Raw genomic sequence first — 26,089 nt, 5'->3', positions numbered from 1 at the left:
AAGTGATTGATTAAAGTAAATTTACAACAATGAAAAATATACTCATCACAGGAGGAGCCGGATTCATCGGATCAAACTTAGCGTTAAAGCTCATAGAAAAAGGGTATTCAGTTACTGTACTGGATAATCTTTCTCCACAGATTCATGGTGAGAATCCGGAAGATTCATCACCCCTCTATTTAAGTATAAAAGATCGCGTTAAATTTATCCGCGGTTCTGTTACCAGCGTCGCAGATTGGCAAGAGGCGTTAGAAGGACAAGATGCTGTTGTTCATTATGCAGCCGAAACTGGAACCGGGCAGTCAATGTATGAAGTGCAGCGTTATACTGAGGTCAACATTACCGGGACAGCCATTCTGCTGGATCTATTGGTAAACAGCAGTACAGCTATTAAAAAGGTCGTAGTAGCTTCATCCCGGTCAATTTATGGAGAAGGAAAATATATTAGTAAAGAATTAGGTGCAGTTTACCCCGAACACCGTATTGCCGAAGATATGGATCAGGGAGATTTTGAACCGAATTATAAAGGATCATCATCACTTACGCTTGTAGCCACTGATGAAAATTCGAAAATCCATCCTTCCTCTGTATACGGAATTACCAAACAAAATCAGGAACAAATGGTCTTAACCGTTTGTCCAACGGCAGGAATTGCAGCCGTTGCACTCAGATACCAGAATGTGTACGGTCCCGGCCAATCGCTGAAAAATCCGTACACAGGAATTCTTTCTATTTTTTCCACACAGATAAAAAATGGAAACGGCATTACCATTTTTGAAGACGGAAAAGAAAGCCGCGACTTTGTCTATATTGATGATGTAGTGGAGGCAACTATTTTAGCTTTGGAAAAAGAGGAAGCAAATAATGAAGTATTCAATGTCGGTACAGGAGTAGCAACCGACGTAATGACTGTGGCAAAACAATTGTCGATCAACTACGGAGTGGAAGTTCCGATTATAATTTCAGGAAATTACAGGTTGGGCGATATCAGACATAATTATGCGGATTTGACTAAAATTAAAGCAAAACTGGGCTTTGAACCCAAAGTCTCATTTGATGAAGGATTGTGTAGGTTCACGGAGTGGGTGAATACTCAGGAAGTAGAGAAGGACACTTACCAAAAATCCATTAATGAAATGAAAGCAAAAGGTTTGTATAAGTAATAACATGTTAGAGGGCAAAAATATTTTAATCATATCTGTGCAGTTTTTCAATTATGAAAACCTGATAAAAAGCCAACTGGAAACCATGGGAGCAACAGTTGATCTTTTTGATGAGCGACCTTCTAATACCTTTTTTACAAAGGCGATAATCAGAATAAAAAAGGAATTTATCAAAAAAAAAATTAATCAGCATTTTAAAAGTATAATTCAAAAGATTAAGCAGAAGAAGTATGATTATTTTTTGCTAATAAAAGGTGAGGTAACACCCGCCTTTTTTCTTGACTTTTTAAGAAGTAACTATCCTCAAATTCATTTGATCTATTACACTTACGACTCTATAAAGAACAATTCAAATGGCTTGAGCATACTACATTATTTTGATAGTAAGTTTACTTTTGATAATTATGATGCTTTGCAATATAAGATGAAATTCAGGCCTCTTTTCTTTTCAAAAGATTATCAAAATTTGTCTTATCGACCTACAGTTCTTAAATATGATGTAGTGTTTATTGGAACAGCACACTCTGACCGTTATACAATAAGTGAAAAAGTACGGCAATTTTGTCAGAAGCATAAATTGAAAATGTTTTGCTTCTACTTTTCGCCCAGTAAGACACTATTTAAATTTAAGCAACTGACGGACACGAATTTTAAGGGGTTTGATATAAAGAAGGTTTCTTTTACTAGTCTCACACATAATCAAATTATTGATCTTTACGCTGATTCCAAAGCCATATTAGATATTAATCATCCGGGGCAAAATGGCCTGACCATGAGGACTTTCGAAACTTTAGGGGCTGGAAGGAAGTTAATTACTACCAACCCAGAAGTTAGAAATTATTCTTTCTACGATCCTCAAAATATTTCGATAATTGATCGTTCGAAGGTCGTCGTAGAAGACTCTTTTTTTAAAACTGAATTTAAACCAATAGACGAAGAAACTATTAATCGAATGTCGCTAGAAGGCTGGATTAAGGAAGTTTTTGAATTAACCTCACCACTATTCCTAAAACCAATGTACAGAAAAAAATGAATATAGCAGTCTTCGGCGCTTCAGGATTTCTAGGTCAAAATCTCGTCACAAGTTTTGGCTCAAGTGAGCGTGTTCAGGAAATTTCTCTAAGAAACGATCAGTGGAAATCTTTGATTAATCCGCGTACAAACATCTATCTGAATCTAATCGGCAAAGCCCACGATCACCAGGGAACTGCAACTAGAGAAGATTACCAGAACGCAAATGTTAAGTTGGTTCAGGAGATTTTCCATGCGTTTAAAAATTCAGAGGCGCACTTGTGTATACATATCAGTTCTATCGCGGCAATAGAAGAGTTTGAGTCGCAGAAACCGCTTGAGGAGTCTGCAGCATCTCATTCAGTGTCTGATTATGGCAAAAGCAAAAAAGAAGCGGAGGAGTGGCTAATGAGTCAGAATATGCCTGCTGGAAAAAAAGTAATCATCTTGCGGCCGCCGATGATTCACGGCCCGCGCGATAAAGGCAACCTGAAACTGCTTTATAAATTTATTTCAAAGGGAATTCCTTATCCTCTTTTAGCCTTTAACAATGAAAGATCTTTTTTGTCAATCGACAACTTTATCTTTTTTGTCCAGCAAATTATTGAAAAATCAAATTCACTGGAGTCAGGCATCTATCATCTCGCGGACGATGAATCGGTATCCACCAAGGAGATTATAGCAATTATAAGTAAAGAAACTAAAACAAAAGTCTCTAAACTGGTTTTGCCAAAGTTTTTAATAAAAAGTATGGCATTCATCGGTGATGTGCTACCTTTGCCGCTGAACTCCAGAAAACTGAAGAAATTGACCAGCAGTTTAACGGTCTCCAACCACAAAATAAAGCAAGCCCTGAACATCACCCGCCTGCCGCTTACCGCGAAGGAAGGGCTGGCCAAAACCATTAAAAGTTTTAGTGAATAATGCAGTATGCGCTTATTGCAGCGATTTTATTTGTAGCACTGCTGGTGTATTTTAAGATTGCTGACCGTTATAATATCATCGATAAACCCAATCACCGCAGTGCCCATTCGGAGATTACACTGCGCGGTGGCGGCGTAATTTATCCGATCGCTTTTATTTTGCTGGCGGTAACGATGTTCGCAGATCCTGGAGGCTTTTCGGGGAGGTTTGGGCACATTCATTTTCTGAGGTTCGGGGGAGGACTGCTTCTCATTTCCGTGCTCAGCTTTGTGGATGATCTTGTCGATTTGCCTTCACGCGTGCGCGTTATTTTTCAGTTTCTGGCGGTTTCGCTGCTGCTGTATTCTGTGGGCGTTTTTAGTCTGCTTCCGGTTTGGGCGGTTGTGCTGGTGTACATTCTGGCCATCGGCATCTTAAATGCTTATAATTTTATGGACGGCATCAATGGAATGTCCGGCCTCTACAGTTTCGTATTGCTCGGTACTTTGTGGTATGTAAATGCGTACCTGATTTCTTTTGCAGATCCGGATTTTATTGTGTATCCGCTATTGGCGAGTTTTGTATTTCTCTTCTTTAATTTCAGAAAAAAAGCCAAATGTTTCATGGGCGATGTCGGCAGTATGTCGGTTGCCTTCTGGATTTTGGCGCTTTTATCGATGCTTATCATTGAAAGCGGCTCCTACAAATGGTTCCTGCTTTTAGGGGTGTACGGCGTGGAAACCATTCTTACTTTAATCGAAAGAATCTACCGGCGTGAAAATATATTTGAAGCCCATCGCCGGCATTTGTATCAGCTGTTTGTTAATGAAAAAGCACAGGATCACCGGCTGATCAGTTTTGTGTATGCTGCGCTGCAGGTGGTCATGAATGCTGTTGTTATTTCATTCAACGGCGCTGATTCGTTAATTTTCATGATCGTCCTGAGCCCGGTCATTCTGGTGTACCTGCTTTCCAAAACTTTAATTTTAAAAAAGACCGGCGCAAAAGTGATGCAGTAAGTCTGTATATTCGTCTGTCTCCACATCCTTTTGTTAGCTTGAAAATATAGTATATTTGAACTTATATTATAGTAAAATTAATGCACACGCCCATTCAAATTGCAGTTCTCGGTTATGGCCATATCGGCCGACGGCATGCCGCCCTTGTTTTGCAGCATCCGCACTTGGAACTGACGGCCGTTATTGAAACAGATGCAGATAAAAGAGCAGATGCTGCGCGCACCGGCGCTGCTGTTTATAACTCACTGCAGACATTTCTTGAGGCACCGACCACCGCGAACCTTGTGGCCGTGTGTACGCCAAATGGCTTGCATTACGAGCAATCACGCGCTGTATTGGAACACGGCATGCATGTCATTATCGAAAAGCCACTGACGCTGACTGCTGTGCAGGCTATGGAACTGAGCGCAATCGCAGACGAACAGAATCTCCACATTTTCCCGGTGATGCAAAACCGCTTTTCACCTCCGTCGCAGTGGCTGAAGGAATTGCTGGACTCGGGCCGTCTGGGCAAAATCTATATGGTGCAGGTTTCCTGCTACTGGAACCGGGACGAACGGTATTATACCGGCAATTCCTGGCGCGGAACAAAGGATTTGGATGGCGGCACTTTGTATACGCAGTTTTCCCATTTTCTGGATATCCTGCTGTGGTTGTTTGGTGACCTGAGCAATCTGGTCACGAAACTGGAGAATTTTAACCACAGCCATCTCACCGAAACGGAAGACAGCGGTATTATTACCTTTGATATCGCCAGCGGCGGCATCGGAAGTTTTAGCTTTTCCACTTCCGTCTGGCAGGAAAATCTGGAGAGTTCGCTGACCATCATTGCCGAAAACGGCTCTGTGAAAGTCGGCGGCCAGTACATGGACCAGGTAGAGAAATGCCACATCCGCGATTATGAACTGCCGGAACTGGCTACGACCAATGCCTGCAATGACTATGGTACTTATAAAGGCTCGGCCCAGAACCACCACCATCATTATGAAAATATAGTGCAGGTCCTCCAGGGAACAGCAGCACCGGAAGTGGCAGCAGCTGATGGACAGCGCCTGATTGAATTAATTGAAGCTGTGTACGACAGCCATCGTTTATATAAAGTCTCAGAATGATTATACACCCAACGCCGCTGCGCGACTGTTATATCATAGATCCCACCGTGTTTGAAGATGAGCGCGGGTATTTTTATGAAAAGTTTAATGAACAAAAATTTGAAGAACTGACGGGCCGGAACGGCCATTTTGTTCAGGATAATATTTCCCGTTCTTCGTATGGTGTTTTGCGGGGCCTGCATTTGCAGAAAGGCGATCACGCACAGGCTAAATTGGTTTCCTGTCTGGAAGGCCGTGTGTTTGATGTGGCCGTTGACTTACGGCGTGACTCTGAAACCTTCGGGCAATGGTACGGTGTGGAATTGACGGCGGAAAATAAACGCCAGTTCTATGTGCCGCGCGGTTTTGGCCATGGTTTTTCCGTCTTATCGGAGACTGCTGTATTCTCTTATAAATGTGATAATTATTATCATAAAGAATCCGAAGGCGGTGTCCTCTGGAATGATTCGGATTTAAATATCGACTGGAAACTGCCGAAAGAAGCCATCATACTCTCAGATAAAGACAGGATTCAGCCAACCTTTGCAGACGGGAATTTTTAGGAACAGCCTGCATGTTTAGATGTACGCGCTTTATATTATTTGTTGTTGAAGAGTCTATGATTTAATTGTCTATTCTCTTAAAGTCTATCATCTGAAAGTCTACGATTATAAAGTCTGCTTCACTTCGTAACCTCTTTAACCTAATCACTTGCTAACTACTCAAAAATGAAATCCATACTCATCACCGGCGGCGCCGGCTTCATCGGTTCTCACGTCGTGCGTGAATTTGTAAAGAATTTGCCGAACACCACGATTATTAACCTCGATGCACTCACCTACGCAGGCAATCTGGAGAACCTGAAAGATATTGAAAACGAACCCAACTATATCTTTGAAAAAGCCGACATTACCGATGCAAACGCCATACGCACCGTTTTTGAAAAACACCGCCCGGACGCGGTCATTCACCTCGCCGCAGAAAGCCACGTGGACCGCAGCATTACCGATCCGAATGCATTCATCAATACCAACGTCATCGGCACCGCGAACCTGCTCAACACGGCACGGGAATTCTGGACTTTAAACCCGGATCATCAGCACGGAAATTTCCCGGCAGGAAAAAGAGAACATTTGTTTTATCACGTATCCACGGACGAAGTTTATGGCGCATTGGGCGAAACCGGCTTCTTCACCGAAGAAACATCGTATGATCCAAAATCTCCGTATTCAGCTTCTAAAGCTGCCTCAGATCACCTGGTGCGTGCCTACGGAAATACGTATGGCCTTCCTTTTATTGTGTCGAACTGCTCCAATAACTATGGGCCCAACCATTTCCCGGAAAAACTGATTCCCCTGTGTATTCACAATATTCTGAATGAAAAACCGCTGCCCATCTACGGCGACGGAAAATATACACGTGACTGGCTGTATGTAATCGACCACGCTAAAGCCATTTTCCAGATTTTCCATGAAGCCAAAACGGGCGAAACCTACAACATTGGTGGCTGGAACGAGTGGCAGAACATTGATTTAGTCAAAGAACTCATCAAACAGGTTGATGAGAAAACCGGCAAGCCGGCCGGATATTCCGAAAAACTGATCACCTACGTAAAAGACAGACCCGGCCATGACAAACGCTACGCCATCGACGCCACCAAACTGGCCAACGACCTGGGCTGGAAACCTTCCGTCACCTTCGAACAGGGCCTCAGTAAAACCATCGACTGGTTCCTGGAAAATAAGGAATGGCTGGAAAGCGTCACAACTGGAGCGTACCAGAAATACTATCAAGAGCAGTATAATAATTGAGGAGTTATTGAGTCGGGAGTAATTGAGTTGGGAGTAGTTAAGGTTGCAGGTGTTTAACGCTCGCTGACTGCTCGATAAACGGGGTTTTTTGTATTTTTAAGAATAAATCATTCGGTATGAGTTTCATTAAATTTCATAAGGACTTAATTGTCTACCAAAAATCATTTTCCTGTGCCATGGAGATTTATCATGTTACACGTACATTCCCTAAAGAGGAAACATATTCACTCACCGACCAGATTTTAAGATCGTCCCGTTCAGTCAGCGCTAATATTGCAGAGGCCTGGCGCAAGAGGAGATACGAAAAGATGTTTGTAAGTAAGATTACCGATGCCGATGGCGAGGCAGCCGAAACGCAGAACTGGTTGGATTATGCCCTGGCTTGTCATTACATCGATCAGCAGATCTATGATTCACTTTACGCAGAATACGACGAAATATTAGCCATGCTGGTATCCATGGTTACCAACTCGAAAAAGTGGACATTCCATCCTAAAATATAATTACTCCAGAAACTTAATCACTCAACTACTCAATCAGTTAATTACTCAAAAATTCACTTACTTAATATGAAGGGCATTATCCTCGCCGGCGGTTCCGGCACCAGACTCTATCCGTTAACCATCGCGGTCAGTAAGCAACTGATGCCGGTGTACGATAAACCGATGATTTACTATCCGTTGTCCACTTTACTGTTGGCCGGGATACGGGATATTCTCATTATCACCACGCCGCATGATCAGGAAGGATTTAAAAAACTGCTCGGTGATGGCTCCGCTCTTGGCTGTAGTATTCAATACAAAGTGCAGCCCAGCCCCGATGGCTTGGCGCAGGCGTTTATTCTGGGTGAAGAGTTTATCGGCGATGATTCGGTGGCGCTGGTGCTGGGTGACAACATTTTTTACGGCACCGGCCTGGCGGAATTGCTGGCCAGTAAAACCCAAGTGCAGGGCGGTTGTGTCTTTGCGTATCAGGTGGCCGATCCGGAGCGCTATGGCGTGGTGGAATTTGATGACAACCTGAAAGCCGTTTCCATTGAAGAAAAACCGGAAAACCCCAAATCGCATTATGCCGTGCCGGGCTTGTACTTCTATGATAACTCAGTAGTGGAAATCGCAAAAAATTTGGAACCTTCTCCGCGCGGAGAACTGGAAATTACGGATGTCAATAAAATTTACCTCGAGCAGGGCAAACTGGAAGTCGGTGTCATGTCGCGCGGTACCGCCTGGTTGGATACCGGTACTTTCGATTCGCTGCACGAAGCCTCTGAATTTGTGAAAGTTCTGGAGAAACGACAGGGTTTTAAGATTTCCTGTATCGAAGAGATTGCTTTCAAGAAAGGCTTTATTAATGAAGAACAGCTCTTGCAGGCCGCTGAAAAATATGGTAAAAGCGGCTATGGTTCCTATCTTAAGAATCTGATTTAAGGTTATCATATAAGTTTACAGAATCCTTTCCTTTTACGGAGAGGATTTTTTGTGCAAAGAGTTGGTTATAAAAGATCGGATGTGCAGAGATTTGCGTAGATGGCTGTCGCAGAAAAGAAGCGATCAGCAAGTTGCAAGCGTTCTGCAGCGTAAGTTAAATTATTTTGGCGCACAGATTCCACAGATGTACACGGATTATTCCGCACCCTGCAGCTTGCACCAATCAATCATCAGTCCTCAAGCTAACAATAAGCTCCGGACTTAGGAGACAGAGGCGATTAAAAATTTTAAATAAGTATCCGTTAAAAAATTCATCTGTTCGAGTGGCGGCAAAAATCTAACATCGAAGACTCATTATTCTTTCCGCCCGAGTTTTATGAATTTTAGGATACGTTTTAAAATTTCAGCCGAGTTTCCAGTCCTTGAAATCGAAGATATTCCTATAAAAATATTATAATCGGAGAGTCATTTTTTGGTCCGTTTACTCATTCCTTTTCATTGTTTATTTGTATTCGTGATATGCTTCGCAATTGCATCAAGGCAAACCCGCCTTCGCGGGTTCGCTGATTCCTTTAAAAATAAATAAAAAGATGAAGCAAAAGGACATAATAGAAGCGCACAGATTGCACAGATATACACGGATCTTTAAGCCAACTTCTCACACAGATAGCGTTCCGCCGGAACGCGTCTCCACTATAAATCTTTATTCTACACAGATGATATTCCTCCGTGAACGCAGAAATTGCAAAATGAATCGCACGTAAATCCACAGATGCATCCCGTCCCTTGCTCCTTGCATCTTGCATCATACTCTGCTGAATGCGTTGTTATAGCCTATTAATCTTACCGATATGAATAGATCATGCTGTATCTACACCATATGTCAGCATTATACATATTGATAGCTCGACAAGTTACAAGAGCACATTGGATTTATATCGATTAATCAAACAGGGACATAGGAAACGGAGGCGATTAAAATGCGAAAATTATTTTCGTTAAAAAATTTACCTGTTCGAGTGTCTGCTAAAGTCTAACATCGAAGACAAACCTTTATTTCCGCCCGAGTTTGGTAAATTTTAGAAAATAATTTCCGATTTCAGCCGAGTTTCCAGTCCTTGATTTTTTGGTCCGTTTGCATCAAGGCAAAAGGACATAATAAAAAACTGCATTCTACAGATATACACGAACCTTTAAGCCAACTTCTCACACAGATAGTGTTCCGCCGGAATACGTCTTCACTATAAATCTTTATTCTACACAGATGATGTTCCTCCGGAACACGGAAACTGCATTGTGAATCACACAGATTTCACAGATATACACGGATCTGCGATCAACCTTACACACATAGCGTTTCGCAGAAACAGATTCCACAGATATACTCATATGAAATAAAGAAGCCTTCCAGTTAATCTCATGGAAGATGATCTATTGGTCGAAGGTTCTTTTTAAATGACCTTTAATTCAGGCACTGCTCCCTGCAAATAATTCACTAAATTTGCAGCCACAAAAAAACTGCCGCCCGGTAGTTTCATAATCAGTTACTTATGCGTACAAAATCCACCGGAAAAAAGAAAATAAATATTGTAACCCTCGGCTGCTCTAAGAATGTCTATGACTCTGAAGTCCTGATGGGCCAGCTCGAAGCCAATGGCAAAGAGGTCGTCCACGAAGACCGTGGCGATATCGTGGTCATCAACACCTGCGGCTTTATCGATAATGCCAAGGAAGAATCCATCAACACCATCCTGGATTTTGTGGAGGCAAAAAAGCGCGGCGAAGTGGAGCAGGTTTTTGTGACCGGTTGTCTTTCTGAGCGGTACAAACCGGATCTGATGCGCGAGATTCCCGACGTGGATCAGTATTTCGGGACCCGTGATTTGCCGGTACTGCTCAAGCACCTCGGTGCAGATTATAAACATGAACTGGTAGGGGAGCGGTTAACGACCACGCCGCGCCATTACGCGTACCTGAAGATCGCCGAAGGCTGCGATCGCCCTTGTGCATTTTGTGCGATTCCGCTGATGCGGGGTAAAAATGTGTCCACTCCCATTGAAAACCTGGTGACCGAAGCCCAGAAACTGGCCCGGAAAGGCGTGAAGGAACTCATCCTGATCGCGCAGGATTTAACATATTACGGCCTGGACCTTTATAAAAAACGCGCACTCGGTGATCTCCTCAAAGAACTGGTGAAAATAGACGGGATTGAATGGATCCGTCTGCATTATGCGTTTCCCAGCGGCTTTCCGGAAGATGTACTGGAAATTATCCGTACAGAGCCTAAGGTGTGTAATTACCTGGATATTCCTTTGCAGCATATTAACACCGATATTCTGAAAGCCATGAAGCGCGGAACAACGTTTGAGAAGACCAATGCGCTGCTGGACAAATTCCGTACACAGGTACCCGACATGGCCATCCGTACCACCCTGATCGTAGGATTCCCGGGTGAAACCGAGGAGCGTTTTCAGGAATTAAAAGAGTGGGTGCGAACCCAGCGATTTGACCGGCTGGGCTGCTTTACCTATTCACATGAAGAAAATACCAGCGCCTATGTGCTGGAAGATGATGTTCCACAAGAATTAAAGGAAGCCCGGGTAGAAGAAATCATGGAGTTGCAGTCACAGATTTCCTGGGAAAAGAACCAAGAGAGAATCGGCAAAACTTACCGTTGCATTTTCGACCGCAAGGAGGGCAATTATTTCATTGGACGTACCGAGTATGATTCTCCGGATGTAGACAATACTGTTTTGGTGGAGGTAACTGATACGTATATTTCCATCGGTGACTTCGCCAATGTGAGAATCACCAATGCAGAAGAATTCGATTTATACGGTGAATTGGTATAAAATAGTAATTATCAAGAAAAAAAACAAACTTCCTTTTATGAGGGAGTTTTTATTTGTAACGAGATGATTGTCAACGCGTAGTGACGAAAATTATACAGGTAAGCTGCCATAAATAGTTAAAAGTATTAACATCAGATCTTTAATTTTAACACTTTTTAAGAAACTTTGTAAACCTGCGTAAACAGGGAGTTTCAGACAGTCTTTAAGATATATTTAGGAAACTGTTAACAGAATTTAACAGATGGAATAGGGCGTATTTCGATTTAGAAATACATTTGCCCCGTCAAAACCCATAAATATATTCAACATGATGAAAAGAGGTATTCTCGTAATCATAATGATGATTTCAAGTCTTGGTTTATCTTCGTTTAAGAACAGTAACAACGAAGAAGGGAAGCGAACAAGTTTTGCTTCCTATTATCACGACAAGTTCAACGGCAGACGAACTGCCAGCGGAGATATCTTCGATAACTCGAAACTCACCGCCGCCAATCGGTCTTTGCCTTTCGGAACTAAAATTAAAGTAACCAATCTTCGTTCCGGAAAAAGCGTTATCGTAGAAATCAACGACCGTGGACCTTTCCACGCTTCCCGCGCCCTGGATCTTTCGCGCGCTGCGTATGAAGCCATCGGCAACCCGGCAAGAGGCACCATGCCTGTAGAATACGAAATAGTGGAAGGCGAAGGATAAACTTTCTTTTCTGCTCTATACAAAAGCTGTCCTGCAATAATTGCAGGACAGCTTTTTTATGTCAGTTGTAAACCTTTAAGGTTTATATTATATGAGTACAATCCCTATTAAAGCTAAATCTATTTTGCGACGATAATTTTAAAACTTTCGCTGCGATCACCGGTTTCAAATTTTCCAAAATAAATCCCGTCCGGTAGTTTTGAGGTATCAACTGTTTCTTCGCCTTTAAAAGCATATGAGAGATATACTAACTGCCCGGTTGCAGAATAGATCTTGATAATACCTTTCTCACCGTACTTATTTACGATCGAAAGTTGGTCCTTCACCGGGTTTGGATAATAAACAATAGATTTTTCTGTTGCTTTAGAAATGTTTTCAGTCGCCAGCATTGGGCCAAACTGACCGTCCAGATAGTTTATTCTGTTTTGTAGCCACTCGCTCATATAATTTAATGCAGTAGGATTTTCTGTATAATCCCAAGCTTTAGCTTCCCGTTCAAGAACCTTATTGCGTACCAGATATTCATGGTTTTCATTAAACAACGACATAATATTTTCATGCGTAATAAAGGTTTGTCGAAGTTCTTGCCAGCGTTTGCCTAACTGCTGACGGAATATATCTGTCTGCGTATTTTTGAATAACTTGTCATAGAGGCCATTTGTAAGCAGTCCGCCATAATCATTTAATTGGGTGCTGTCCCAGCTGTAGCCAAAAGCAGCGTCCAAGTCCCACGGAACATAAAAATATTTTGTGTTTTTATCGTATTTGGCTATATACAAATTTTTTCCGGTGTTATCGATGGCACGCAGGACGTTGAGGAATATATAATAATCAATTGCATTATCAACTTCAAATTTCGAGGCAATCTGCTGCGCAAAAGTCGTGTGATCAGCGTCTACTACAAAACTTACGAAATTGTATAGATTTTGCCAGTCGAAATACCCTTTTGGATGTTTGAACTCAAATGAGGACCACATAGCGGAAGTGTTATCAAAGCTTGTATCGTAGCTGTATAGGGTGGTGCCACCCCAATCTTTCCCTTTATACAGTTCTCCCCGGATCCCATCTTTATATTTTTTTAGCTTCAGGTTCTTCCTGTTTACTTTTTCTGATAAATTGTAGACGCCGTAATATTCACCATTCATAAACATTTCAACAAAGTGACCTAAGATGCCATTTTTACCTTCCGGCTCTTTCTCCTGATAAGACAGTGTACTCATCTGCAGCCAAAGGTCATTTCCGGTTTTGCTACGGACACGGCTGTCTTCAGAATACATCGCCTGCAGATTAAATGAATCGTGATTCATCATACCCAAGATTGGAATGTCTTTAGTACTAGTTCCATCATTATCTTCCCAAAATTCAATTTCCAATGATTTTTTAGGATAAGCCTGCGAAGAAGCTCCGCGGTATTCGATGCCGATTTTTGATTTTATTTCAGGCTTACCAGTTTCTGAAAGTGAAAACTCTGCCAATACTTTTGGAGTATCTACAATAACAGAAGGTGTATTAATAGTGACAATAGGTAATTCGGTAAAATAAAGCACGTACTCGTTTCCATTTTTGATGGCGAACAATTCATAGCTTTCGCCTACCTCCACATTATTGGCAGGTGACTTGAAAGCATAATCCTGATCCAAAGTAATCGTATTGATACCAGAATTTCCATTAATGCTGGATAGATCATAATTGGATAAAATCATTTTTTTCGCAACATCGACTTTGTAGAACTCTTTAGGAATTACAAGTTTCTGCTGAGACATAAAACAGGCTGAAATTAACAGCAATAGAAAAAATGTAGATCTTCTTAACATAACGTTTAAATAAAATTCCCGCAAAACTAGGTTTATAAGATAAGAGATCCAAACATTCACAGCCATTGTACAATTTTGTACAATGGTGTCTTTTAATTAGTTATTTGTAATTATAAAGTAAAGTGCCTCATCAGTTAAAAGAAGTAATGTATAATAATAAGTTGATTGAAATTAATGCAGCGTACTAACATGTTTTATTATAAATAAAAAACGCTCCGTTTATACGGAGCGATAAAGCAATCTTATGAAATCTGATGCAACTCCACCAGCACCGGGCAATGATCCGAATGCACCGCTTCTTTCAGAATCACGGCGCGTGCCAGCTTTTCTTTCAGCGTATGCGACACAAAATTATAATCCAGGCGCCAGCCTTTATTCCGGGCCCGCGAATTCTGGCGGTAACTCCACCAGGAATAATGATCCGGTTCAGAGTTAAAGTGGCGGAAACTGTCGATCATTTCACACTCGCTGAGAAAGCGGGTCAGCCAGTCGCGTTCCATCGGCAGGAAGCCCGAGGTGTTTTTCAGCCCATCCGGATTGTGAATGTCGATCTCCTGATGACAAATATTAAAATCGCCGCAGATGATGAGGTTGGGAATCGTTTGTTTTAACTCTTTAATATAGCTCAGGAAATCTTCGCAGAACTGCATTTTAAATTCCAGCCGTTCGATATTCGAGGCCGACGGAACGTACACAGATAATACCGAGCAGTTCTCAAAATCCGCGCGGATGATGCGCCCTTCCACATCATAACAATCAATGCCGCAGCCGTACTCCACGTGCAGCGGTTTCTGCTTGGAGGCGATTCCCACCCCGGAATACCCTTTTCTTTCGGCGCAGTGCCAGTAACTGTGGTAGCCCAGCTCCTGCAGGCTGTCGATGTCGATCTGGTCCTGGCCGGCTTTGCTTTCCTGGATGCAAATAACATCCGGCGCGGCAGTTTGCAGCCAGCCCAGAAAATCTTTGGTAAACGCAGCCCGGATGCCGTTTACATTATAAGAAATAACTCTCACAAAAAATTAGATTTATATTAATGGAACAGTACAGGAAACCGTGCGTCCTGCCTTTGGCAAAAATAAATAAAAAAGGCGGGAAAGATCACTGATCTCTTCCGCCCCAGAAGCCTTATAGAAATAAACTATGAAAAAAAACTATTTAGGCTCCAGTATCGCAATCGGGATGATGCATTCCTCCAGCGAAATGCCACCGTGTTGATAAGTATCCTTATAATAATTCACAAAGTGATTGTAGTTTTTAGGGTATGCCAGGAAAGTGTTGTTCTTGGCGAATATGTATTTTGAACTTAAATTTCCTTTCGGCAAAAACAGCTTTTCAGGATTGGAAATCGCCCACACATCGCTGTCTTCGTAGGTTAAGCTGCGCCCGGTTTTGTAGCGGATGTTGGTGGATGTTTCGCGGTCACCTACCACCTTGCTCGGTTTCTTCACGTAGATCGTACCGTGATCAGTGGTAATCACCAGTTTAAAACCGTTCTCCGCTGCCGCTTTGATAATCTTCATCAGTGAGGAATTTTCAAACCAGTTGTAGGTCAGCGACCGGAACGTTTTATCATCGCGAATCAGTTGGTTGACGATCACGTTATCCGTCTTGGCGTGGCTTAATATATCAATGAAGTTGTATACAATGGCCAGCAGGTCATTGTTTTTATGCTGATTGAAATCATCGAAAATCTTACGTTCAAAATCGGCATTCAGGATTTTGAGGTATTTCATGTTCTTGTTGGACATTCCCAGGCGCTTCAGCTGATCTTCCAGGAAATCGCGCTCGTGCTCGTTTTTATTGCCTTCTTCATTATCATTAAACCAATACTGCGGGAAACGTTTCTCGATTTCCGAGGGCATCAGGCCCGCGAAAAAGGAATTCCGGGCATACTGTGTTGCTGTCGGCAGAATGCTGTAGTAATAATCCTCAGATGTTTTGTTATAAAAACGTGTGAACAGCGGTTCAATCACCTTCCACTGATCATAGCGCAGATTGTCAATCATCAATAATAACACTTTGTCCTTTTCCAGTTCCGGCTTTACTTTGTCTTTAAATAAAGTATGGCTCATCATCGGCTTGTCAGAAGAGGTCAGCCAGTCTTCGTAATTATTCTCGATAAATTTGGCAAACTGAATATTGGCTTCTTCCTTCTGAGACTGCAGAAGATCCGCAAATTCACTGTCGGAAACCTTATCAAATTTAATCTCCCAGTTCAGGATTTTCTTGTAGTACTCTGCCCATTCCTCATACGTCTTCAGGTAGGAGAGTTCCATCGAGAGGTTGCGGAATTCCTGCTGATATTCCAGAATGGTTTTCTGCTCGACCAAGGAATCTTCCTGCAGGTTTTTCTTTAGAGACAAAAGCACCTGGTGCGGATTGACCGGTTTCAGGATATAATCGGCAATCTGGCTGCCGATCGCCTGCTCCATGATCTGCTCTTCCTCATTTTTGGTCACCATTACTATTTTAATAGCGGAGTCCAGTTCTTTAATCATCGGAATGGCTTCCAGACCAGAGATGCCCGGCATGTTTTCATCCAGGAGGGCCAGTTCATATTTGTCGTTCTCCATCATTTCCAGTGCTTCATTCACATTGTTCACCGGCGCTACCTCGTAGCCTTTGCTTTCTAAAAATACAATATGAGGTTTAAGTAAATCTACTTCATCATCAATCCAGATCAGTTTTGGCATAGTTTAAAATTAGGGGGATTTGTTCTTCTTCTCAATACAGCCCGGTTGAGCTGCTTCATCTTCGTCCAAAAGTACGACCACTTGCTGCTAAGTTTTTGGTAAAAGGTCGTTAAAGTTCCGTTAAAGTACGGTCGGGAGACATAAATTAAAGCCACAAGGCGTACAGATAAGGAGCAGTCAGCAGCAAAACCGTACTTTTGTTCTCTAGGCCCGTTTTAAGAAAGGATATGACCAACAAGTTTAAAATCATTAATGATCCGGTGCACGGATTTATTCACATTCCGCATGAAATTTTATTTGATGTTATTGAACATCCCTATTTTCAGCGGCTGCGCCGTATATCGCAAACGGGCTTACTGAGTCTGATCTTTCCGGGCGCCACCCATACCCGTTTTCACCACGCGCTGGGTGCCATGCATCTGATGTACACTGCGCTCGATACACTGCGGATGAAAGGTGTGAAGATCAGCAAAGAAGAAGAAAAAGCCGCCATGCTGGCCATTCTGCTCCACGATGTGGGCCACGGGCCCTTTTCCCACGCACTGGAAAATATGATCATGAATGACTGGCATCATGAGCATTTGTCTTTATTATTAATGGAGGAGCTCAATGCGGAATTCGACGGGCAATTATCAGTTGCGATTCAAATGTTCCGGGGGCAGTACCACCGCGCTTTTTTCAATCAGCTTATTTCCTCGCAGCTGGATGTGGACCGGTTGGATTACCTGAAACGCGACAGTTTTTATACCGGTGTTGCCGAAGGAAATGTTAATACCCAGCGAATTATATCGATGATGAATGTTTGCGGTGAAGAGCTGGTGATTGATGCAAAGGGAATTTACAGTATTGAAAACTTTCTGACGGCCCGGATGTTTATGTACTGGCAGGTGTATTATCACAAGACGGCCGCCATTGCGGAATATCTGCTGGTCCGTATTCTGGCACGGGCCAAGCAGCTCACTGCCGCAGGTGTGGAACTGCAGGCCTCGGAAAATCTCCTGCATTTTTTAAAACGCGACCGCGAAGGAAAAGCCACCCGGGAAGACATCGGCCGGTTTACACAGCTGGATGACAATGATATTCTGCAGGCAATGAAACTTTGGGCGAAAAGCGATGATGTTATTTTATCTTATTTATGCAATTGCGTGGTGCAGCGAAGTTTTCCGCGCACCATTATTTCATCGAAACCGTTTGAGGCTGAACTGATTGCTGAAAAGCAGGCGAAGGCAGAAGAGATGTATGGCCCCGGCACCGGCAGTGATCTGGTCGTGGAACTGAAGCGTTCCCTGCTGCCGTATGACCCGGCGCGGCAGCCGATCTGCCTGCTCCAGAAAGATGGCACTACGGTCAAACTGGAGCAATCGGAAAACCAGATTCTCTCCGGCTGTATGGATGCACTGACTACCAAATATATACTCTCATTTCCACGGCAGTAAGGCCTGGCAAATAACAAGATCGCGCGTTGGCAATATTTGGGAAATTGCTATCTTTGCACGATATGGAATTTACCGCTTCGCAGATTGCTGAATTTATTGACGGAAAAATTATCGGAAACCCCGAAGCGCTGATAACAGGCGTTTCCCCCATTGAAAGCGGTGCCAAAGGGCATCTTTCTTTCGTGGCGCAGGAGCGGTTTGCAGACCTGATTCCCCATTCAGAATGTTCGGTACTCATCGTATCGGAAAAACTGCTGAAAGACCAGCCCTATACTCCCACTGTAATTGTCGTTGAAGACGCGTACCTTTCTTTTCAGGTGCTTATGAACCTGTATCAGCAGATGCAGGAGCGCCGTACCGGAATTGAGCAGGGTGCTGTGTTCCATGAAACTGCCACCGTTGGTGAGGATGTATATGTGGGTGCGTTCTCCTGTGTATCCGAGAAGGTAAAAATCGGCGATGGTACGCAGGTGTATCCGCATGTGTATATCGGTAAAAATGTGAAGATCGGTAAAAACTGTGTTCTGTATAGCGGGGTCCGGATCTACGACTACTGTGTGATTGGTGATAACTGCATCTTGCACAGCAACACTGTAATCGGCGCCGATGGCTTCGGTTTCCAGCCGACAAAAGATGGTTTTAAGAAGATTCCGCAACTGGGCAATGTAGTCCTGGAGGATGATGTGGAAATTGGCAGCAACTGCAGTATTGACCGCGGTACCATAGGATCTACCCGCATCGGGAAAGGAACCAAAATCGATAACCTGATCCAGATCGCCCACAATGTACAGATCGGGCAGCATAATGTGATTGCCGCGCAGGCCGGAATTGCAGGCTCCACGGTCATCGGCAACTGGAATCAGATTGGCGGCCAGGCAGGCATCGTAGGCCATATTAATATAGGAAATCAGGTGAAAATACAGGCACAAAGCGGGGTGAACTCTTCAGCTAAAGACGGCGAAATCCTCTACGGATCGCCGGCCATCAGTGCCAGCGAATACCGCCGTAACTATGTGCATTTCCGAAATTTCACCAATATCGTCAAAAGACTAAATAATCTTGAGCAAAACTCAAAAGAGCAACCTAATGAGTGATAAACAAAAAACCCTGAGGGAAGAAATTTCCCTGTCCGGCATCGGGCTGCATACAGGGCGCGAGGTCCTGCTGACCATGAAACCAGGTAAGGAAAATACCGGTTTTGTGTTTGTGCGTACCGATCTGGAAGGCCATCCGCATGTGGAAGCCGATGTAAATTATGTAACGACCACAGAGCGTGGCACCACCCTGGAAAAACTGGGCGTGCGCATCCACACCTGTGAGCATCTGCTGGCCGCTTTGGTTGGCTGCGATATTGATAATGCCGTACTGGAAATGAACAGTGCTGAACCGCCGATCCTCGACGGTTCAGCACGCTTGTTCGTTGAGGCGATTGAAAAAGCGGGCGTGGAAGAACAAAGCGCGGCCCGAGAATATCTGGTGGTCAAAGAGGTGATGACCTACACCGACAGCAATACAGGTTCTGAAATCACCATTATCCCGTCAGAGAATTATGAAGTCACCACCATGGTGGATTTCGGTACCAAAGTTTTGGGTACACAAAACGCAACACTGAAAGATATTTCGGAATTCAAGGATGAGATTGCGCCGGCGCGCACATTCTCTTTCCTGCACGAACTGGAAATGCTGCTGGACGCCGGCCTGATTAAAGGCGGCGATATTTCCAACGCAATTGTTTATGTAGATAAAGACCTGACGCCGGAAACCGCGGAGAAACTGAAAGATGCTTTTGGCAAAGATCAGGTGTCCATTCGTCCGAACGGTATTCTGGATAATCTGACGCTTAACTTCCCAAACGAAGCTGCACGGCACAAACTGCTGGATGTGGTGGGCGATTTGGCGCTGGTAGGCGTTAAAATTAAAGGGAAAGTAATCGCGAATAAGCCAGGGCATTTCGTAAATACCCAGTTTGCAAAGAAACTGAACCGCCAGTGGAAACTTCAGAAAAAGAAAAACGTACCGGATATTGACATTAACAAAGAACCGGTATTCGATATCAACGGCATTATGAAACTGATGCCGCACCGTCCGCCTTTCCTGCTCATCGATAAAGTGCTGGAACTGTCGGATTCGCATGTGGTAGGTTTAAAGAACGTGACGATGAACGAGCCGTTCTTCGTGGGCCACTTCCCGAAAGAACCGGTGATGCCGGGTGTACTACAGGTCGAAGCGCTGGCGCAGACGGGTGGTATCCTGGTGCTGGCAAGCGTGCCGGATCCGGAAAACTATTCCACTTATTTTATTAAAATAGATAAAGTTAAGTTTAAGAAAAAAGTAGTTCCCGGTGATACGCTTGTTTTCAAAATTGAACTCATCTCACCCATCCGAAGAGGAATTGTACACATGCAGGGCTTTGGCTACGTAGGCGACAGTGTTGTGGTGGAAGCCGAACTGATGGCGCAGGTAGCTAAAAACAAAGCAGAATAAATGATTCATCAGCTAGCAGCCGTTGACAAACGTGCCAATATCAGCAAAAATGTGACGATCGAAGCATTTACCACCATTGCGGGAGATGTCGAAATCGGAGAAGGTACGTGGATCGGGCCGAATGTCACCATTATGGACGGCGCGCGCATCGGCCGGAACTGCCGCATTTTTCCGGGAACCGTAATATCTGCGATCCCGCAGGACCTGAAATTTGACGGTGAAGATACCCAGGTCATCATCGGTGATGGGACGACCGTCCGCGAGTGTGTGACCATCAACCGGGGAACTAAAGCGCTGGGCTACACCAAAATTGGGGATGACTGTCTCATTATGGCGACTTCCCACATAGCGCATGACTGCGTTATCGGCGACCACGTGATCATCGTAAATGGCTGCGGAATTGCCGGACATGTGGAAATCGGCGACCATACCGTGATGGGCGGATTATCTGCCGTACACCAGTTCGGAAAAATAGGCAAGCATGTGATGATTTCGGGCGGTACCCTGGTCCGTAAAGATATTCCTCCGTATATTAAAGTAGCGCGCGAACCGATGGCCTACGCCGGTATCAACAGTATCGGACTTCGCCGCAGAGGTTTCAGCAATGATAAAATCTTTGAGATTCAGAAAATTTACCGTGCCATTTTCCAGATGAAAATGAACGTTTCCCAGGCAGCCGGTTACATTGAAAAAGAAATGCTGCCCACCGCTGAGCGCGATGAAATTCTGGAATTCATCCGCAATTCCCCGCGCGGAATCGTGAAAGGCTACGGCACCGGCAAAGAATAATTTTGTTCCCGATTATATACTATTAAAAAAGACATACATACCCAATGGCGACAAGCAACGATATTAAGAAAGGGATGTGCATTGAATACAGCAATGACATCTATAAGATTATTGAATTCCTTCACGTGAAACCCGGCAAAGGGCCGGCTTTCGTGCGTACCAAAATGAAATCGGTAACGAACGGAAAAGTATTGGAAAATACTTTTTCTGCCGGCCACAAAATTGACGAGGTAAAAGTAATTACCCGCAAGTTTCAGTATCTGTACGATGATGACAACGGTTTCCACTTTATGAACAATGAAGATTACTCCCAAATCTACCTGAACAAGGAAATGATTGAGAATTCGCAGTTTATGAAAGCTGGTGAAGAAGTAACCATCATTCTGAAGGATTCCGATGAAACGCCGCTGTCAGCAGATCTTCCACCAACGGTATATCTGGATGTCGTGGAAGCAGATCCCGGCGTGAAAGGTAACACGGCGACCAACGCACTGAAGAATGCAACGGTGGAAACGGGTGCCCGCGTGATGGTTCCCCTGTTCATTGAACCGGGAGACAAAATTAAAGTAAATACCGAGGACGGCTCGTACCTGGAACGCGTTAAGTAAAAAGCTTTATGATATTTGAACAACCGCAGACCCTGCTGTCCATCGCTGAACTGATCGGCGCACAAATGGTGGGGCCTGCTGACTTTCCAGTATTGGGAACCAATGAAATACACCGCGTAAAAAGCGGTGATATTGTTTTTGTGAACCACCCAAAATATTACGACAAAGCATTGCAGTCCGCTGCGACGGTGATACTGATTGATAAAGAGGTGCCGTGCCCTGCCGGTAAAGCCTTGCTGGTTTCCGCTGATCCGTTTGGCGACTTTAATAAAATAAACAGCCACTTTACCAGACTGCAGCCGTTTGCAGAAATGCTGCATGATTTGCAGGTGGGGGAAAACACGCATATTCACCCGAGTGCGGTCATCGGTGCCAATGTAAAAATCGGGTCCAACTGCATCATTTATCCGAACGTGGTGATTGGTGACCGCACGGTCATCGGCGATAATGTGATCATTCAGTCCAACACGGTCATCGGCGGCGACGCTTTTTATTATCGTAAGAAAGACGGAATGTTCGACCGGTTGCTTTCAGTGGGCGATGTCATTATAGAAGATTTTGTTGAGATCGGCAACGGCTGCACCATTGACCGCGGCGTAACGGATTCCACTATTATTGGGGAAGGCAGCGTGCTGGACAATCAGATTCAGATTGGTCACGATACCATCATCGGTAAAAAATGCCTCATCGCGGCACAAACCGGAATTGCAGGCTGCTGCATCATCGAAGACGAGGTAACCATCTGGGGGCAGGTCGGCATGGCTTCGGGCGTGCGGATTGAAAGCGGAACTGTTCTGCTGGCGAAATGCGGCGTGAACCGCGACCTGAAAAAAGGAACCTATTTCGGCCCGATTGCCGAAGAGTTCAAGCAATATCTTCGCAAGGAGGTAAAGCTTAAAAACCTGAAATAAGCGGCAGCGGTCCGTTTGATTTCAATATTATTAAGTAATTTTGTAAGCATTAAAATTTTATATAAACTAAAAGCATAAAAAATGTCAGTATTAGTAAACAAAGATTCTAAAGTAATCGTGCAGGGTTTCACCGGAAACGAGGGAACTTTCCACGCCGGACAAATGATTGAATACGGAACCAACGTGGTAGGTGGTGTAACACCGGGCAAAGGAGGTTCTGAGCACCTGGGCAAACCTGTATTCAACACCGTTGCTGACGCGGTAGAAAAAGCCGGCGCTAATGTGAGCATTATTTTCGTACCGCCGGCGTTTGCCGCAGATGCGATCATGGAAGCTGCAGAAGCTGGAATTAAAGTAATCGTGTGCATCACCGAAGGAATTCCGGTGGAAGACATGGTAAAAGTAAAAGCATATATCGCTGATAAAGAATGCCGACTGATCGGGCCTAACTGCCCGGGAATCATTACTTCTGATGAAGCGAAAATTGGTATTATGCCGGGCTTCGTTTTCAAGAAAGGAAAAATCGGTATTGTGTCCAAATCAGGAACCTTAACCTACGAAGCGGCAGATCAGGTAGTGAAAGCCGGTTATGGCGTATCCACGGCAATCGGTATCGGCGGAGACCCGATTATCGGGACAACGACTAAGGAAGCACTGGAACTGTTCATTAATGATGATGAAACGGAAGCAGTCGTGATGATCGGCGAAATCGGCGGAAACCTGGAAGCAGAAGCAGCCCGCTGGTACAAAGCATCCGGTTCTACCAAGCCGGTGGTTGGCTTTATTGCAGGACAAACAGCTCCTAAGGGAAGAACCATGGGCCACGCAGGTGCGATCGTAGGTGGTGCTGATGATACAGCGCAGGCAAAAATGGCCATCATGCGCGAAAACGGGATCCACGTGGTAGATTCTCCGGCAGAAATCGGGGCTACTGTGGCCAAAGTGCTGGGATAATCATTTCCGGAGTACGTAAAAACAAGCGGAGCTACTGATTGCAGGTGGCTCCGTTTTTTTATAAAATATAGGGCAACTTATTACAAGTAGCTCGCCCGCTTATTGTACATCTGTTATAATAATGTAATTGCTCTGGTTCTAACTCCTGATCCACTTCCACAATTCCTTCACCGTGGCCTTATTGCCGTACATCAGAATGCCAATGCGGTACACTTTGCCGGCTAAGAATACCATGAAAAGGGTAGAAGCAAGCAGTAAGCCCGCTGAGAGCAGGATCTGCGACATCGGGACACCGAACGGAATGCGGGCAATCATCGCCACCGGTGAGGTAAACGGAATCATAGACAACCAGAAACCCAGCGGGCCTTCCGGATTGTTCATAATGGTAATGCTGCCATACATGCCCAGCATCAGCGGGATGATGGCAAACAGCGTAAACTGCTGCGTTTCGGTTTCGTTGTCCACCGCGGAACCGATGGCCGCATACATCGAGCTGTAAAATACATAGCCGAGCAGAAAGAAGACGATGAATACGCCAATGACCACCGGCACATTCATATCCAGCAGAATGCCCGAAATTTCGCCCGCCATCTGCCGGAAGTCCAGTTGTGCCACGGCTTCCTCACCGGCGCCCGGCAGTTGTTGTTGCAAACTCCCTAAGCCTGTATTCAGAAACAGCGCACCGAGCACGGCCATGGTAATCCAGACCAAAAACTGCGTCAGCGCCACAAAGGTCACTCCCAGAATTTTTCCCATCATCAGTTCGAAAGGCTTGACCGACGAAATAATAATTTCCACCACGCGGTTGTTCTTTTCCTCCAGCACACTGCGCATCACGCGCACGCCATAGATGATAATAAACATAAATACCGCATACATCATCACCAGCGCAAATCCGGATTTCACACTGAAGGCAAGACTGTTGTCGCCGTCTTTTTCGTCCACGATATTCTGCGTTCGCAGCTCGAATCCTTCGTCCAAGCTTTTTAACTCAGCTTCCTCCAGGCCCAGGTCACGGATTTTTTCCTGACGGATTACTTTACCTAAATCAGAGGCTACCGCAGTTTTTGTATCAAATCCAATCTTTTTGTTGACCAGCAAGGTCGTGTTTTTCTGCAACTGCTCGTAATTGTGGTCCTGCAACTTTGGAATAATCAGCAGTCCTTCAATATCGGTCATATCTTTCAGCGTGCTGCGCAGTGCCTGTTCATTGTTTTCAGGCACTAAAACGTAGGTGACCGATTTACGGTTTTCCAGTTTGCCTTCAAACAGGCCGCTCTTGTCGATGACGTGAAAGGTGCTCGAGGAGGAATTTGCCTTCAGCATAAAAGCAATCAGAAAGCCGAAACCGATCATCAGCACCGGCGCCAGAATGGTCAGCAGCACAAAGGATTTTTTCTTCACCTGCGTGAGGTATTCGCGTTGCGTAATCAGCAGAATATTTTTCATGGAAAAGTTCTAAAGTTTTGTTTACAGAAGTTCAGCCGCCGCCGGTTCATGGCCGCGTACCGCATTGATGAAGACTTCATTCATGCCCGGAATTTTCTCGTCAAAGGAGCGAATGGTGCCGATGTCGAGCAGTGCCTGCAGCAGCGCACGCTGGTCACTGTCATTGCGGATGGTGAAGCTCAGCAGTTCGTTGCGCTCAGAAATATCAGCAATATCAAAATGTTCGCGGAACGTCCGGAACCGCTCCATATCAGCGTCCGCCAGTGTAATATTAAAAATGTTTTTCTTAAACTGTTCGCGCACCCGGAACACTTCACCGTCCAGCACTTTGCGGGAATGATTGATCAGCGCTACCGAATCGCACATTTCTTCCACACTTTCCATGCGGTGGGTGGAGAGGATGATGGTTGTGCCGTTATTGCGCAGCGCCAGAATCTGATCTTTGATCAGGTTCGCGTTCACCGGATCAAAACCGGAGAAAGGCTCATCCAGAATCAGCAGTTTCGGTCGGTGCAGCACTGTGACCACAAATTGGATCTTCTGTGCCATTCCTTTGGAAAGTTCGCTGAGCTTCTTTTTCCACCACTGGTCAATCTGCAGTTGCTCAAACCAGTACTGCGCTTCCTTGCGCGCATCGTGTTTGGTCATCCCTTTCAGCGCACCGAAATAAATCAGCTGGTCACCCACGGTCATATTTTTATAGAGGCCGCGTTCTTCCGGCATATAGCCGATCTGGCGAATATGATCCGGATTTAGCGGTTCGCCGTTCAAGCGGATGGTTCCGGAATCCGCCTGGGTAATCTGGTTAATGATGCGGATAAAGGTAGTTTTGCCGGCACCGTTCGGGCCCAGCAGGCCATAGATGCTGCCGGTCGGCACGTGGATGGAAAAATCAGACAGTGCCAGCTTTTTACCGGCGTTATAGGTTTTGGTTACGTGTTCTGCAGTGAGCATAGACTCGTATTTTTCGTTGAAAATTAAAG

Annotated in this window: 23 protein-coding genes; 18 read left to right on the top strand and 5 right to left on the bottom strand. The window is 44.5% G+C overall.

Features of this window, described 5'->3' with window-relative positions:
- The first annotated feature begins 29 nt into the window (after positions 1 to 29).
- From MVI27_RS02650 to MVI27_RS02600, 11 genes are all read left to right on the top strand, one after another.
- Positions 30 to 1,163 carry an NAD-dependent epimerase/dehydratase family protein gene (locus MVI27_RS02650; RefSeq protein WP_246959136.1) on the top strand — a complete coding sequence of 378 codons (1,134 nt, stop codon included), beginning with the start codon at positions 30 to 32 and terminating at the stop codon, positions 1,161 to 1,163.
- A 4-nt stretch (positions 1,164 to 1,167) separates the two neighbouring features.
- Positions 1,168 to 2,196, top strand: coding sequence for a WaaS/CpsH family glycosyltransferase (locus tag MVI27_RS02645; protein ID WP_246959135.1), 1,029 nt, complete (start codon positions 1,168 to 1,170; stop codon positions 2,194 to 2,196).
- Positions 2,193 to 3,098: an NAD-dependent epimerase/dehydratase family protein gene (locus MVI27_RS02640; RefSeq protein ID WP_246959134.1), complete on the top strand. Its 906-nt coding sequence runs from the start codon at positions 2,193 to 2,195 to the stop codon at positions 3,096 to 3,098. The genes MVI27_RS02645 and MVI27_RS02640 overlap by 4 nt, the downstream gene beginning before the upstream one ends.
- Positions 3,098 to 4,096, top strand: coding sequence for an MraY family glycosyltransferase (locus MVI27_RS02635; RefSeq protein ID WP_246959133.1), 999 nt, complete (start codon positions 3,098 to 3,100; stop codon positions 4,094 to 4,096). Before MVI27_RS02640 ends, MVI27_RS02635 begins: the two co-directional genes overlap by 1 nt.
- Before the next feature lie 80 nt (positions 4,097 to 4,176).
- Positions 4,177 to 5,208 (top strand): Gfo/Idh/MocA family protein, encoded by a 1,032-nt coding sequence (locus MVI27_RS02630; RefSeq protein WP_246959132.1) that lies wholly within the window; start codon positions 4,177 to 4,179, stop codon positions 5,206 to 5,208.
- Positions 5,205 to 5,750: a dTDP-4-dehydrorhamnose 3,5-epimerase gene (gene rfbC, locus MVI27_RS02625; protein ID WP_246959131.1), complete on the top strand. Its 546-nt coding sequence runs from the start codon at positions 5,205 to 5,207 to the stop codon at positions 5,748 to 5,750. Before MVI27_RS02630 ends, rfbC begins: the two co-directional genes overlap by 4 nt.
- A 165-nt stretch (positions 5,751 to 5,915) precedes the next feature.
- On the top strand, positions 5,916 to 6,998 hold the full coding sequence (rfbB, locus tag MVI27_RS02620) for a dTDP-glucose 4,6-dehydratase (RefSeq protein ID WP_246959130.1): 1,083 nt from the start codon (positions 5,916 to 5,918) through the stop codon (positions 6,996 to 6,998).
- Positions 6,999 to 7,114: 116 nt separating this feature from the next.
- Positions 7,115 to 7,501 (top strand): four helix bundle protein, encoded by a 387-nt coding sequence (locus MVI27_RS02615; RefSeq protein WP_246959129.1) that lies wholly within the window; start codon positions 7,115 to 7,117, stop codon positions 7,499 to 7,501.
- A gap of 66 nt (positions 7,502 to 7,567) precedes the next feature.
- Positions 7,568 to 8,425, top strand: a complete 858-nt coding sequence (rfbA, locus tag MVI27_RS02610) for a glucose-1-phosphate thymidylyltransferase RfbA (protein WP_246959128.1) — start codon at positions 7,568 to 7,570, stop codon at positions 8,423 to 8,425.
- Positions 8,426 to 9,975: 1,550 nt separating this feature from the next.
- Positions 9,976 to 11,277, top strand: coding sequence for a 30S ribosomal protein S12 methylthiotransferase RimO (gene rimO, locus MVI27_RS02605; protein WP_246959127.1), 1,302 nt, complete (start codon positions 9,976 to 9,978; stop codon positions 11,275 to 11,277).
- 307 nt (positions 11,278 to 11,584) lie between these two features.
- Positions 11,585 to 11,968, top strand: a complete 384-nt coding sequence (locus MVI27_RS02600; protein WP_246959126.1) for a septal ring lytic transglycosylase RlpA family protein — start codon at positions 11,585 to 11,587, stop codon at positions 11,966 to 11,968.
- A 119-nt stretch (positions 11,969 to 12,087) separates the two neighbouring features.
- Here the strand turns inward: MVI27_RS02600 and MVI27_RS02595 are convergent, their stop codons facing one another.
- From MVI27_RS02595 to porX, 3 genes are all read right to left on the bottom strand, one after another.
- The gene (locus MVI27_RS02595; RefSeq protein WP_246959125.1) at positions 12,088 to 13,731 is read right to left on the bottom strand and encodes a CotH family protein; all 1,644 of its coding nucleotides are present in this window, start codon (positions 13,729 to 13,731) and stop codon (positions 12,088 to 12,090) included.
- Positions 13,732 to 14,024: 293 nt separating this feature from the next.
- Positions 14,025 to 14,795 (bottom strand): exodeoxyribonuclease III, encoded by a 771-nt coding sequence (locus tag MVI27_RS02590; RefSeq protein WP_246959124.1) that lies wholly within the window; start codon positions 14,793 to 14,795, stop codon positions 14,025 to 14,027.
- A gap of 138 nt (positions 14,796 to 14,933) precedes the next feature.
- Positions 14,934 to 16,475 (bottom strand): T9SS response regulator signal transducer PorX, encoded by a 1,542-nt coding sequence (porX, locus tag MVI27_RS02585; RefSeq protein WP_246959123.1) that lies wholly within the window; start codon positions 16,473 to 16,475, stop codon positions 14,934 to 14,936.
- 227 nt (positions 16,476 to 16,702) lie between these two features.
- Here porX and MVI27_RS02580 point away from each other — a divergent pair, with 227 nt between their 5' ends.
- The 7 genes from MVI27_RS02580 (at position 16,703) to sucD (ending at position 23,657) form a co-directional block, all read left to right on the top strand.
- On the top strand, positions 16,703 to 17,911 hold the full coding sequence (locus MVI27_RS02580) for an HD domain-containing protein (RefSeq protein WP_246959122.1): 1,209 nt from the start codon (positions 16,703 to 16,705) through the stop codon (positions 17,909 to 17,911).
- A 62-nt stretch (positions 17,912 to 17,973) separates the two neighbouring features.
- The gene (gene lpxD, locus MVI27_RS02575; protein WP_246959121.1) at positions 17,974 to 19,005 is read left to right on the top strand and encodes a UDP-3-O-(3-hydroxymyristoyl)glucosamine N-acyltransferase; all 1,032 of its coding nucleotides are present in this window, start codon (positions 17,974 to 17,976) and stop codon (positions 19,003 to 19,005) included.
- A complete protein-coding gene (locus MVI27_RS02570) occupies positions 18,998 to 20,395 on the top strand; it encodes a bifunctional UDP-3-O-[3-hydroxymyristoyl] N-acetylglucosamine deacetylase/3-hydroxyacyl-ACP dehydratase (protein WP_246959120.1) in 1,398 nt (465 codons plus the stop codon). Before lpxD ends, MVI27_RS02570 begins: the two co-directional genes overlap by 8 nt.
- Positions 20,396 to 21,184 (top strand): acyl-ACP--UDP-N-acetylglucosamine O-acyltransferase, encoded by a 789-nt coding sequence (gene lpxA, locus MVI27_RS02565; protein ID WP_246959119.1) that lies wholly within the window; start codon positions 20,396 to 20,398, stop codon positions 21,182 to 21,184.
- Positions 21,185 to 21,228: 44 nt separating this feature from the next.
- Positions 21,229 to 21,792: an elongation factor P gene (efp, locus tag MVI27_RS02560; RefSeq protein WP_246959118.1), complete on the top strand. Its 564-nt coding sequence runs from the start codon at positions 21,229 to 21,231 to the stop codon at positions 21,790 to 21,792.
- A gap of 8 nt (positions 21,793 to 21,800) precedes the next feature.
- The gene (locus MVI27_RS02555; RefSeq protein WP_246959117.1) at positions 21,801 to 22,703 is read left to right on the top strand and encodes a UDP-3-O-(3-hydroxymyristoyl)glucosamine N-acyltransferase; all 903 of its coding nucleotides are present in this window, start codon (positions 21,801 to 21,803) and stop codon (positions 22,701 to 22,703) included.
- 81 nt (positions 22,704 to 22,784) lie between these two features.
- Positions 22,785 to 23,657 (top strand): succinate--CoA ligase subunit alpha, encoded by an 873-nt coding sequence (sucD, locus tag MVI27_RS02550; protein ID WP_246959116.1) that lies wholly within the window; start codon positions 22,785 to 22,787, stop codon positions 23,655 to 23,657.
- 138 nt (positions 23,658 to 23,795) lie between these two features.
- Here sucD and MVI27_RS02545 read toward each other — a convergent pair whose 3' ends face one another.
- A complete protein-coding gene (locus MVI27_RS02545) occupies positions 23,796 to 25,106 on the bottom strand; it encodes an ABC transporter permease (RefSeq protein WP_246959115.1) in 1,311 nt (436 codons plus the stop codon).
- 21 nt (positions 25,107 to 25,127) lie between these two features.
- Positions 25,128 to 26,060 (bottom strand): ABC transporter ATP-binding protein, encoded by a 933-nt coding sequence (locus MVI27_RS02540; RefSeq protein ID WP_246959114.1) that lies wholly within the window; start codon positions 26,058 to 26,060, stop codon positions 25,128 to 25,130.
- Positions 26,061 to 26,089: the final 29 nt, after the last annotated feature.

This window comes from Chryseobacterium salipaludis (genome assembly GCF_022968825.1).
In the GTDB taxonomy this organism is placed as follows: Bacteria; Bacteroidota; Bacteroidia; order Flavobacteriales; family Weeksellaceae; genus Kaistella; species Kaistella salipaludis.
Note: the sequence above shows the minus strand (reverse complement) of the source record. Positions and strands in the feature narration are given on the sequence as shown.